Annotated in this window: 12 protein-coding genes; 7 read left to right on the top strand and 5 right to left on the bottom strand. The window is 54.5% G+C overall.

What is annotated here, in order from left to right; translation table 11 throughout:
- Positions 1–46: 46 nt before the first annotated feature.
- Together LG204_RS00830 and LG204_RS00825 are read right to left on the bottom strand one after the other, a co-directional pair.
- Positions 47–964 (bottom strand): CobD/CbiB family protein, encoded by a 918-nt coding sequence (locus tag LG204_RS00830; RefSeq protein WP_230335496.1) that lies wholly within the window; start codon positions 962–964, stop codon positions 47–49.
- A complete protein-coding gene (locus tag LG204_RS00825) occupies positions 961–1494 on the bottom strand; it encodes a GyrI-like domain-containing protein (RefSeq protein ID WP_230335495.1) in 534 nt (177 codons plus the stop codon). The genes LG204_RS00830 and LG204_RS00825 overlap by 4 nt, the downstream gene beginning before the upstream one ends.
- Positions 1495–1664: 170 nt before the next feature.
- Here LG204_RS00825 and purU point away from each other — a divergent pair, with 170 nt between their 5' ends.
- Complete coding sequence (gene purU, locus LG204_RS00820) at positions 1665–2519, top strand: formyltetrahydrofolate deformylase (RefSeq protein WP_230335798.1); 855 nt, start codon at positions 1665–1667, stop codon at positions 2517–2519.
- Between the two features lie 93 nt (positions 2520–2612).
- On the opposite strand, the gene lysA is transcribed toward purU, so the two are convergent.
- Both lysA and lptM read right to left on the bottom strand, forming a co-directional pair.
- On the bottom strand, positions 2613–3860 hold the full coding sequence (gene lysA, locus LG204_RS00815) for a diaminopimelate decarboxylase (protein ID WP_230335494.1): 1248 nt from the start codon (positions 3858–3860) through the stop codon (positions 2613–2615).
- A 63-nt stretch (positions 3861–3923) separates the two neighbouring features.
- Complete coding sequence (gene lptM, locus LG204_RS00810) at positions 3924–4082, bottom strand: LPS translocon maturation chaperone LptM (RefSeq protein ID WP_230335493.1); 159 nt, start codon at positions 4080–4082, stop codon at positions 3924–3926.
- A gap of 170 nt (positions 4083–4252) precedes the next feature.
- Between lptM and LG204_RS00805 the strand changes: the two genes are divergently transcribed.
- From LG204_RS00805 to LG204_RS00780, 6 genes are read left to right on the top strand one after another with little or no spacing between them, the layout of a single operon-like run.
- Positions 4253–4693: a type IV pilin protein gene (locus LG204_RS00805; protein WP_230335492.1), complete on the top strand. Its 441-nt coding sequence runs from the start codon at positions 4253–4255 to the stop codon at positions 4691–4693.
- Positions 4693–5259 (top strand): GspH/FimT family pseudopilin, encoded by a 567-nt coding sequence (locus LG204_RS00800; protein WP_230335491.1) that lies wholly within the window; start codon positions 4693–4695, stop codon positions 5257–5259. Before LG204_RS00805 ends, LG204_RS00800 begins: the two co-directional genes overlap by 1 nt.
- Positions 5253–5711, top strand: coding sequence for a type IV pilus modification PilV family protein (locus LG204_RS00795; RefSeq protein WP_230335490.1), 459 nt, complete (start codon positions 5253–5255; stop codon positions 5709–5711). The genes LG204_RS00800 and LG204_RS00795 overlap by 7 nt, the downstream gene beginning before the upstream one ends.
- Positions 5711–6841 (top strand): PilW family protein, encoded by a 1131-nt coding sequence (locus tag LG204_RS00790; protein WP_230335489.1) that lies wholly within the window; start codon positions 5711–5713, stop codon positions 6839–6841. Before LG204_RS00795 ends, LG204_RS00790 begins: the two co-directional genes overlap by 1 nt.
- Before the next feature lie 2 nt (positions 6842–6843).
- Positions 6844–7464, top strand: a complete 621-nt coding sequence (locus tag LG204_RS00785; RefSeq protein ID WP_230335488.1) for a pilus assembly PilX family protein — start codon at positions 6844–6846, stop codon at positions 7462–7464.
- A gap of 11 nt (positions 7465–7475) precedes the next feature.
- Positions 7476–11171, top strand: a complete 3696-nt coding sequence (locus LG204_RS00780; protein ID WP_230335487.1) for a pilus assembly protein — start codon at positions 7476–7478, stop codon at positions 11169–11171.
- A gap of 53 nt (positions 11172–11224) precedes the next feature.
- On the opposite strand, the gene gshB is transcribed toward LG204_RS00780, so the two are convergent.
- A complete protein-coding gene (gene gshB, locus LG204_RS00775; RefSeq protein ID WP_230335486.1) occupies positions 11225–12160 on the bottom strand; it encodes a glutathione synthase in 936 nt (311 codons plus the stop codon).
- Position 12161 lies beyond the last annotated feature (1 nt).

Raw genomic sequence — 12161 nt, 5'->3', positions numbered from 1 at the left:
AATGTCTTCGATTCAGCTTAACGATGAGGGGTAGCGCGAGGCTGCCCTAGTTGCCCAACCAGTGGGCAAAGGTTAACAGCAGCAACAGGCCGACCAGTAAAACCAGTACACGCCAGACTAGGCCGACAGCGCTTTTGAGATAGTCAGCATCGGCTTCATCGCCTAGGCCCAGCTCGGGGCGGAACTGCAACACGCCGCGATACGGCAGAGGCTCGCCTAGTCTGACGCCCAAGGCTCCAGCGCCACTCGCCAAGATGATACCCAAGGACTGCTCAGGCCAGCCCGCAGCCTGCGTGCGCCAGCAATAGACGGCATCTTCAAAGTCGCCAACAATCGCAAAGCATGCGCCCGAAATGCGGATAGGCAGCCAGTCCAGCCACTCGAATGCACGATGGGCAAAGCGATGGAAATGGTTATCCAGATGGGGTTCCCAGCTTTGCATGAGGAGATGCGAGAGCCGATACAGCAGAGCGCCGCCCGGGCCCAGCAGCACAAACCAGAAAATAGGGCCGAAAAGCCCCTGGTGGGCGCGGCGCAGCGTGGTTTCGATGCTGACGCGCGCGACTTCGGCGGCATTGTAGTGGCTGGTTTCCAGCGGGGGTTCCCACTGACTGAGTAGCATGCGGGCTTCGTCTATGTTTTTGTCGGCAAGGGCGGTGGCAATGCGCTCGGCGCGCTGGCTGAACCGGCTGAAGCGCAGGATGAGATACAGCACTGCAATGCCGAACAGCATGCCAATGATGACGTTAAGCTCCATCAGCCCGTAATAAAGAAATCCGATCACGATGGAGGGCAGCATTGCGCCCAGTGTCCAGGCCACGACGCCGTGCCGATTTTTGCCGCCATTAAAGTTGCGCTCCAGCAGTTGCGCATAAGGAGTGCAGGCGTGAAAAAGCCAATCCAGGCTTTTATGCGGCCGGTAGTAACTGAGAGCGAGAGCGCTGACCAGAACAATGAAATTCATGGAGATGCATCCTGCGGTTCATGCGATAACGGCATTTCTACCCGTAATACGCTGTTGTCGAAAATTTCCAGCGTAGGTAATTGTAATGAAGAGTGGTGCTGATTCGTATAGTCCAATAGGGCACCGTAGGTTTTGCCGTAGGCCAGCAAAGGATGCGCCTTGATGCTGACGGCGACGACTTCGCGCTTGGGGATGGTCGCGCTTTTGAGCGGAGATTGCAGTTTTGCATCTGCTGGAATCATGTAGCCGGTACGCGCCAGCAGGTCGGCAGGCTTGGTTTTGCGAGGGTCGGTCATGACCAGCGTGACCTCGGCGCCGTGGCTGATGCCTTGCCTGTCCAGCTCCTGCTTGACCTCGGCCAGCGTTTCTCCAAGTTTGGAGTAAACACCCTGTGCTTCAAGGTAGGCATAGTGATAATCGCCTGCCTGCTCGATTTGCAGCTTGGGTGTGCTGAAAAGCCCCCACCACCAGAGCATGGCGGTAATGGGCAGGATGAAGGCGATAAAGATAATGGGTAGTTGTTTTTTCACGGGTATCGGTGCTTGAGGCGGGTGGCGGCTTGGAAGCAGTTATCAAGGTAAAAGATACCACAACCCTGCCCGGCTTGCACTGATTCAGGATGCGCCTATTCGTTTGTGCTGGCCTTAGTTGCTATAATCCTGTTTTTTCGAAAAAAGACGGCATTGCCGACCTGACCATGATGAAGAATACCGCCACATTGCTGGTGACCTGCCCGGACCAGAAAGGGATCGTTGCAGGAATTGCGGATTTTTTATACCGCCACAATGCCAATATCCTGCATGCTGATCAGCATCAGGATGCGGAAAACGGCCTGTTTTTGATGCGGGTTGAGTGGGATCTGAGTGATTCCGCCATCAATGCCGATAATTTTGCCGAGCATTTCACGCCGATAGCCGAGCGTTTCAGCATGACCTGGCAGCTCAAGCTGGGTCAGAAGAGTACCCGCATGGCGATCATGGTGTCGCAATACGATCATTGCCTGGTGGATTTGCTGCACCGGCATCAAAGCGGTGAGCTGGCCTGCGAGATTCCGCTGATTGTCAGCAATCACCGACATACCGAGCGGCTGGCCGAGTACCATGGCATCCCGTTCCATTATGTAGAGGTGAACCGTGACAACAAGGCGGAAGCCGAAGCCCAGCAGTTTGCGCTGTTTGATCAATACGGCGTGGACCTGATCGTACTGGCGCGCTACATGCAGATATTGTCGCCCGCTTTTGTGCAGCGTTACCCGCAGCGCATCATCAATATTCACCATTCATTCCTGCCTGCCTTTATTGGCGCTCGCCCCTATCACCGGGCGTTTGAACGCGGCGTGAAGCTGATCGGAGCGACCAGTCATTATGTGACCGAAGTGCTGGATGAAGGCCCGATTATCGAGCAGGACATTGCGCGTATTTCCCATCGCGACCAGGTGGAGGACTTGATCCAGAAGGGGCGTGACCTGGAGCGCGTGGTGCTGTCGCGTGCGGTACGCTGGCATATTGAAAACCGTATTTTGCTCTACGCCAACAAGACAGTGATTTTTGATTAAGCTGGTGGAGTAAAGCGGCCTGGCAGTAGTCGAGCCAAATAAAAAAGCGAACGTGCAACCGTTCGCTTTTTTGTTGTTTGCAGATGGATGAGATCAGTCTTTGACTACATTTTCCAGCGCAAACAGCTCGGCAATGGTTTCTCGCTTGCGGATGAGTTGATAGCTTGTGCCATCGACCATGACTTCCGCTGCTCGGGGGCGAGTGTTGTAATTGGAGCTCATGCTCATGCCATAGGCGCCCGCTGACAGGATCGCCAGCAGATCACCTTGCTTCAGGCCCAGCTCACGGTCATGTCCGAGAAAGTCGCCGCTTTCACATACCGGGCCCACGATTTCATACACCTGCTTGGGCGTGGCATCCGGGCTGACTTCGGCAATCTGGTGGTAGGCATCGTAAAGCGCGGGCCGCATGAGGTCATTCATGGCGGCATCTACAATGGCAAAATTCTTTGCTTCCGTGTGTTTGAGATATTCAACACGTGTCAGCAATGTACCGGCATTACCTACCAACGCGCGGCCAGGTTCAAACACCAGCTTGACCTTACGATCTCCCAGCTTCTTCAGCATGGCAGCGGCATAGGCACCAAAATCCGGTGGCGTTTCTTCGTTGTAGCAAATACCAATACCGCCGCCTGCATCGATATGGCGGATAGCAATGCCAGCTGCCTCCAGTTGGTCGACCAACGCCAACACGCGGTCAAACGCATCCAGAAATGGAGACAGCTCGGTCAGCTGCGAGCCGATATGGCAATCAACGCCATGCACATCAATATTGGGCATGGCAGCCGCTTGCTGGTAAAGCGCCAGCGATTGCTCGTAGGCAACGCCAAACTTGTTGTTCTTGAGGCCGGTGGAAATATAGGGGTGGGTTTTGGCGTCCACGTTCGGATTCACACGCAGAGATACCGGGGCAACCTTGCCCATGCTGCCTGCCACATCATTCAGTCGCCCCAGCTCGGCAGCCGACTCCACGTTAAAGCAGAAAATCCCTGCTGCCAGGGCCGCCCGCATTTCATCAGCGGTTTTACCCACGCCGGAAAACACCACTTTGGATGCATCGCCACCAGCTGCCAGCACTCGCGCCAGCTCGCCGCCAGACACAATATCAAACCCGGCGCCCAGCTTGGCAAATACACTCAATACGCCCAGGCTGGGGTTGGCCTTGACGGCAAAGCACACCAGATGATCTACGCCAGCAAAACCTTGCTGAAAATCGCGATAGGCCGTTTCCAGCGCTTGTCGGGAATAAACGTAGCAAGGGGTGGAGAATTCCTCTGCCAACTGCTTAAGAGGCACTTGTTCGGCGTGCAGCTGGCCGTTCTTGAGTTGAAATGCGTTCACGTGATATTGGTCTATGAAATATGGGTGTATGGGCGGGTGCAGGTATTCAGGATTAACACTGAATTAAGGCACCTGATCGTTATTTTGTTTGGGAGATTTTGGTACCGCTTTCCGCTCGGCAGGGTCGAGCGGGTATTGCTTTTCGGGGATGTAGAGCGGCCCCTTGGTGCCACAGGCAGCCAAGCTGATAGAGAATAAAAGGCCGATGAGAACTGCGCGCATGAAGGGTATGCCTGTACGAGTGAAAGCCGCTTCATTTTAGCACAAAGCCTTTTTATCGCATTGCGTAAGCCTTCCATGCCGCTTATCGCCCAAAATTGACCATACGTCGGGCGGGACTGGCGTTTGCACGCTAAGATAAGCATGATCAAGCTACCCAGAAAGGTTATGCCATGCGCCAAGTATTCCGAGATTGCCAGCAAGCTGGTTTTACATTGATCGAGTTGATGATTACAGTTGCCATCGTTGGCATCCTGGCTGCCATCGCCTATCCCAGTTACACCGATTACGTGAAGCGGGCTCAGATTCCCCAGGCAACGGCGGAGTTGTCGCAAATGCGTAACCGCATGGAACGCTATTATCAGGATAACCGTACATATGTGAATGGAGGGGCTTGCGGTGCGATGCCCTCACCAGTTGATCATTTTGATGTGGCGTGCGTAACCAATAATGGCGGGCAGAGCTACACGATCACTGCCAGAGGTACTGGCCCTATGCTCAACTTTATCTACACCATAGATCAGAACAATGCGAAAACCTCACAGACCAAGTTTGGGAGTACGACCCAGACTTCGGCGACCTGTTGGCTCACCAAGGCAGGGGGCAGCTGCTAATGCCAACCGCTCGTGCGTCAGGGTTCACGCTGATTGAAATACTGATTGTGATCAGTATCGTCGGCATTTTGGCAGCAGTGGCGATTCCCAGCTTTCGTATTTTCATGGCGAATGTGCAAATCCGGTCGGCATCCGAGGCTATTCTGAATGGCCTGCAGCTTGCGCGGGCTGAGGCGGTGCGGCGGAATGCCCAAGTGCGTTTTACCCTGGTAGACCAGACTGGATGGCGCGTGGGCTGCTTGACTGCGGTGGGGGATAACGATGGCGACGGCCTGCAGGATTGCCCGGCCATTATCCAGAGCCGCGAAGCTTCAGAAAGCGCGAGCTCGGTGAAAACCACGGTGATCCCCGGCGGCGCTGCCACTATTACCTTTAATGGTCTGGGTCGTATACCGGATCCGGATGTTGGTGGTGTGTCATTGGCGAGTTCCATCAGCGACATCACGATTGATAACGACAGCATTACTACTGAGCAAAGCAAGGATTTGCGTATTCAAATCCGCGGCTCCACAGTGCGCAGCTGTGATCCGAATGTCACCTTGAGTGGAGATGGCCGTAAATGCTGATTCCTGTGCCACATCAACAGCGGTCTGCCCAGCAAGGCTCTATTTTGCTGGAGGGCCTGATTGCCATCCTGATTTTTTCGATAGGAATTCTGGCGATTGTGGGCTTGCATGCCTCGGCGATCAAAACCGTGGCCGACGCCCAATATCGCCTGGAGGCCAGCCTGTATGCCGAGCGCATTGTCTCTCTCATGTGGGCCGACGTGCCCAATATTTCGACCTATGCCTACCCCGGTGGGACGGCAACAGCACTCGCACCTTGGCTTTCCAATATCAACACCTTGCCGGGGGTCAATGTGCAAGGCAACTTGAACCCGCCTACCATAACCGTCGCTGGCAGTGCCGCCAATGGCTGGACCGTAACAGTGAGTATTTTCTGGCAGGCGCCTGGGGCGACGGCCAATGAAGGCCGGCACAATTTCCGTTCGGTCTCCTATATCAGCGGAAAGACATAATGACAATCAAGCGTTTTTCCAGTGGATTCAGTCTGGTCGAGTTGATGGTGGGCATCATCATCGCTCTGCTTGGGAGTCTGGTCATTTTGCAAGTGTTTTCCATTACCGAGCAGAGCAAGCAGACCACGACCAGTGGCAGCGACGCCCAGCAAAATGGGGCCCTGGCGATGCTGCTGATGGACAAGGATATGCGGCAGGCAGGCTATGGCATGAACGTTACAGCCTGCACGGGCCCTTGCGCAGGCTCAGGCTTCATGGGCGGAACGGTTAATATCAACGACTCTGGTCCACGCACGGTGGCTGCAACACCCTTTGTCTTTGCGCCCATCCTGATTATGCAGGGCGCTGCCAATGCACCCGATACCATTGTTGTGAGCTATGGCAATGCCGCCACTACCAGTGTGCCCGAATATACGCGAGGAGACATGAGAAGCGGTACAGATAGCATTAACGTCAATTCCAACAATATGGAAACCTATAGCGTTTATGGCTACAGCTTGGGGGATGTGCTAGTGCTGGCGGATGCTACCACCGGAACGGGAGATGTGATCCAGTACAGCGGTGCAGATAACACCGACGATCGGGTGAAACATGAGACGGGGAGTTACCAGCTGGGGCCTGTAACACAGGCATTTCGCTATAACGATGGCGTTCTGCCGGTGTATGGTGGAGGTAGCTTGTTGTTCAACCTGGGGCCAGCTCCAGTTAATAATAGTTACAGCATCGTGCAGGATAGCGCCGGGCGTAGAAATCTGGTGCAAACCAATAATATGACGGGGTCGCAAAGCATTATTGCCGCTGATATCGTCGACCTGCAGGCCGAGTATGGCAAGGATACCGATAACGATGACGTGATTGAAACGTGGGATACGGTGACGCCTACCGGAGCCAACTTCGCTGCCCTCAACAGCGCTTGGGAGCAGGTCAAGGCGGTACGTTATGGTCTGGTGGCGCGTAGCATCAAGCGCGAACCCGCCTGCAATGTCACCACGACCTTACCAGTCTGGCGGCCGGATGGCACAACCACCAAGACCTTCAGCAATGTGGGCACCAATGCCGATTGGCAGTGTTATCGCTATCGGGTGTTCGAGACCACCAATGTCTTGCGTAACCTGATATGGACTCCCTGATCATGCGCTCATTACCCAACTCACAACGCGGTGTGGTGCTGTTCCTAGCCCTAATCTTCCTGGTGGCAATGACGCTGGCAGGAGTGGCGTTGGTGCGTTCCGTGGATACCGGCAATATCATTGCGGGCAATGTGGCTTTCAAAAAGTCAGCATTGATGTCCTCGGACCGCGGAGTTCAGACGGCTTACCAATGGCTGTCTGCCAATCAGCCATCGCTCACTTCGGATAGTCCTGGCAATGGTTATTTCTCATCGGTGCCTGATAACGGTGGCTCGCCAGGCTCGACCCTCGCCGTATGGAATGACCGCAATTGGATAGCAGAGTCGGCCTGGACCCAGGCCGTCACGCTGTCGAGCGATGGTGCGGGCAATACTACGCAATATGTCATCCAGCGCATGTGCAAGCTGGCAAGTGTCGCCTTTGATCCGACGGGGGGGAATGGACAAATCTGCATCAAGCGCACGATCGCCGATGGCAACCCGCAGAACGCCGGAGGCTCGGAAGGCGGTGGCGGGGGGGGCTATACAGGCGCATACATGGTGTATTACCGCGTAACCACCCGTGTAAAAGGCCCTCGTAATGCGGTGAGCATTACCCAGAGCACAGTTACAGTGAAGCCTTAGGAGTCAGGAAAATGCTAAACAGAAAACATGGAAAGTGGTTGTCGGTTTTTCTGGCTGCGCTGGGCTTGGCTATGGCCTTGCCCACTGAGGCTGCCCTTACCGATATCGCCAGTGCGCCTATCTCCAACAATTCAGGCACCGTGGTAAAGCCGAATGTCATGTTCGTTCTCGATGATTCGGGCAGTATGGATTTCAACTATTTGCCAGATAACGTAAGCAATAGTAACTCGGCGGGGACTATCTACAACTGCCGCCGCATGAGCAGTGGCTCAACCGAGTGCTCAGGTGGCCGGGACGATGGGGCGGCCATGACGGATGGGGGTGACCCTCCGTTTTACAGTTTTTACCATAACGGTACCTATTACAACCCGAATATTACGTACACACCGCCAGTTAACCCTTGTGACCCGACTTCCAATCTGCCAAGTCAAACCACTTGGACTGCGGTGCGTACCAATGGGCATACGATGAATACCAGCTGTGGGCAGACTTCGGGTACCGTGAATATTCAAACGGCGTTCCCTGAGCGGGTTTACTGCAATTCAAACGGTACCACTTGCAAGCGTAATGGGGTCGACTATCGCAGTAGCGGTTCCTATGACGATTACGACTTCCCTGATAATGACAGAACCACGCCTTATACTTCGACGACCGGAACCTATCGGTATCCCGCCACGATTAATTCCTCTCCGCATTATTACCTGATTACCCCTACCGAATACTGCACAAGAACAGATTTGAAAACCTGCAATGTGCAGGCTGCGGCTACTACGACCTACAGTGTTCCGGCGTATGTGCGGTATTGCTCCAGCAATGCCAATGCCGGAACGACTACCAACCCGGCTACCGGTAGTTGCCAGGCTGCATTTAACCTGAACACTGGGTTTCGGTATGCGCGGTATGGAAAATTCAAGCGTGTGAATATTGTTTCCGGGGCTACTTTTACCAAGGGTGAAAATCGCACAGACTGCAGTGGCAGTACTTGCAGTTATACCGAGGAAATGAACAATTTTGCCAACTGGTATGCCTATTACCGCACGCGCATGATGAACATGAAAAGCTCCGCAGGTCGGGCTTTCAGCTCGCTGGATGATGCTTACCGGGTGGGGTTTATTACACTGAACACCGCTGCCAGCAAATTCCTCAAGCTGGATACCTTTAACGCCACCAACAAGAAAACATGGTATCAGCGCCTGTATGGCATGGACCCGAGTGGTGGTACGCCCTTGCGCGAGGCGCTCTCGCGCGTGGGACGCTACTATGGTGGCAAGACCAATGGTATCAACTCCATGACGACGGATGACCCGATGCAGTATTCCTGCCAGCAGAATTTCACCATTCTGACTACGGACGGCTACTGGAATGGGAATGCTGGCGTGCAGCTGGATGGTACAAGCGCCATCGGCAATCAGGACAACACCAACACCGGCTACGCCAAGCGTGCCGATGGTGTATACGATGGCGGCGTCGCCAACGCTACCAACACTTTGGCGGATGTGGCCCTGTATTATTACCAGACCGACCTGCGGCCTTCCATGCCAGCCAGTGATCTGTTGAAGTCGCCTACCGACAATAACAACCAGCAGCATATGGTGACCTTTACCTTGGGTCTGGGTCTGAATGGTGAGCTGGAATACGATCCTTATTACCAGACGCCACAGGGCGACTTCAAGGACATTATCGATGGCGTCAAGAATTGGCCCCTGCCGGTTGCCGACACGCTGACTGCTGTGGACGATCTCTGGCATGCCGCCGTCAATGGCCGAGGTCGTTATTTCAGCGCATCCGATCCCTCTGCCGTAACTTCCGGGTTACAAACTGCCTTGGCAGCGGTGAATACCAAGTCAACTGATGCATCTGCCGCGACCACCAGTAGCCCGAATCTGACTTCAGGGGATAACTATGCTTTTAATGCCACCTATCGCACGGTGAAGTGGGATGGTGAAATAGTCGCGGGCACCGTCGACTTGACCACTGGCTTGGCCACCTCGGCCAACCTTTGGTCCGCCCAAAGCCAGCTCGACGCCAAGGGCGGTATTGATACGGATACGCGTACTATCTACAAAATGAATACCAGCCGAGCCTTGGTGCCATTTAATACCGCTAACCTCAGCTCTACCGAGGTGCTACTGTTTACCAACCAGTGCAGCAAGCTATCGCAGTGCCCGGTACTTAACTCGACGACCCAGACCATTGCCAATAACGCTACCAATCTTATTAATTTCTTGCGCGGCCAAAGCCAGCATGAAAATGTGGGAAGCAATCCACAAGCCGGCAAGGCTTTCCGGGATCGCGATCACGTGCTGGGCGACTTGGCCAACTCCATTCCGGCTTATGTGAAAGCGCCTCGCTACAATTTTGGCGATTATGTCTCGCCTAGCTATGGGACATTCAAGTCAGCCAATAGCAATCGTCCAGGCACGCTGTATGTGGGGGGCAACGACGGGATGTTGCATGCATTCAATACGGACACCGGCGCCGAGCGCTGGGCGTTTGTGCCGCGGGTGGTCATGCAGAATATGTATGCGCTGGCTGATAAAAATTATTCTTCCAAACATAAATACTATGTGGATGGTTCGCCTATTGTCATGGATATCTTTGCTGGTGGTGGTTGGAAAACCATCCTGGTCGGTGGCTTGAATGGGGGCGGTCGTGGCTACTACGCACTTGACGTCACTGACCCTACTGCACCGAAAGGTTTGTGGGAGTTTTGCAGTGACAGTACCTATTGCGACGTCGCTGATGACAACCTGGGTTACAGCTTTGGCAATGCGGTGATCGGTAAATTGCCCAATGGTACCTGGGTGGTGATGGTTACATCGGGGTATAACAATGTTACGCCAGGCGATGGCAAAGGCTACTTGTATGTGCTCAATGCGCTCACCGGCGCACTGATCAAGAAGGTGTCAACTGGCGTGGGCGATACGACGACACCGAGTGGATTATCCCGCATCGCTGGCTGGGCGGATAACCCGAATGCGGATGCCACCATCACCCAGGTATATGGCGGCGATCTGTTAGGGAATGTCTGGCGCTTTAACATGAGTGATTACAATGTCACCACACTGGCACAGCTGAAATATGGCAACACCGCGCAGCCCATCACGACCAAACCTCAGCTAGGTGCGATTTCAGGCAGCACTGCGCATATCGTGTATGTGGCCACCGGTGCTTATCTCGGACTGACCGACTTGGCAACGACTGGTGTTCAGAGCATTTATGCTCTGCGCGATACTGGCTCGGCAATTAGTAATCCAAGAGCCAATCCCATCACAATCACTAAATCGGGGAACTCGGCTACCGTAAGTGGCACGGGTGTCAATGGCAGCTGGTATGCGGATCTTCCTACTACCGGCGAGCGCGTATTCGTCAATCCCCAGCTGGGACTGGGGACACTGGTGGTGGCAAGTGGGATTCCCAGTGGGGATGCCTGCAGTCCGGGCGGGGATAGCTGGATATATTTCTTTGATTACAAAACCGGACGATTTACTACGGCGGGCAGTAGCGCGCAGGGCAGCTATAACTCGTCGGGTGGTTTGGTAACAGGGTTGTCGTTGTATACCCTGCCCAATGGGAGTCTGCGCTATACCACATCTACTGTGGGTGGGGATACGAATGCCCCCTTAGCCTCCAGTACTCCACCACCATTGCCGGGAACCTCTCAAACGCCAACTCGATCAAGCTGGCGCGAGATTACGACAGAATAGTTGAAAGTTACGGTGGACAGGCAGCGGCTATTTCGCGAGAAATAGCCGCTTTTTTATGCCTGATGCAATATTTCCAGGGCATCCACCATGAGTACTGCCGGATTGCAGTCAGTCTGCGCGGCTATTTCCACCATGCCCGTCGGGCTGGTGACATTCACTTCTGTCAGGCTGTCGCCAATCACATCCAATCCCACCAGGAAGAGACCATTCGCTTTTAATACCTTGCCTACCGTCGTGGCAATTTCGCGATCGCGTTCGGTTAACAGTTGCGCTACGCCTTTGCCACCCGCTGCCAGGTTGCCACGTGTTTCCCCATTTTGCGGGATGCGTGCCAAGGCATACGGCACGGGTTCACCATTGATGATCAGGATACGTTTATCGCCTTTGACGATCTCCGGCAGGTAGCGCTGGGCCATGATGGTGCGGCGCTCAAAATCGGTGATGGTTTCCAGGATGACGCCGATGTTAGGGTCTTGCTGCGTTAAGCGGAACACGCTACTGCCGCCCATGCCATCCAGCGGCTTGACCACGATATCGCCGTGGGTGGCCAAAAACTCACGAATCAGCGCCCGCTGGCGTGTTACCAGAAATGGCGGCGCAAATTGTGGGAAGCGGGTGATGGAGAGTTTTTCGTTCCAGCCGCGTAGAGCCTGTGGCGCGTTCAATATGCGTGCGCCTTGCCGCTCGGCCATTTCCAGCAGGTATGTGCTATAGAGAAATTCATTATCAAACGGCGGGTCTTTACGCATCAGCACCGCCTCAAACTGCTCGGGCGCTGTTTCCTGCAACTCTCCCAGCACATAGCCATGCTCGCCAAAGGCAAAGTCGCGATACTGCACGGTGACTTTGTCATGGCGCAGTAGCACTTGCTGTTGCTCACATACAGCCAGGGCGTGGCCGCGACGTGCTGCCTCGCGCATGATGGCGAGGCTGGTGTCCTTGTAACTGACCAGCTTGTCCAGCGGGTCCAGGATGAAGAGTAGCCGCATA

The sequence above is a fragment of the Methylovorus menthalis genome, assembly GCF_020523625.1.
GTDB classification, from domain to species: Bacteria; Pseudomonadota; Gammaproteobacteria; order Burkholderiales; family Methylophilaceae; genus Methylovorus; species Methylovorus menthalis.
The sequence above is the reverse complement of the archived record's forward strand: the minus strand, read 5'-3'. Positions and strand labels throughout refer to the sequence as shown.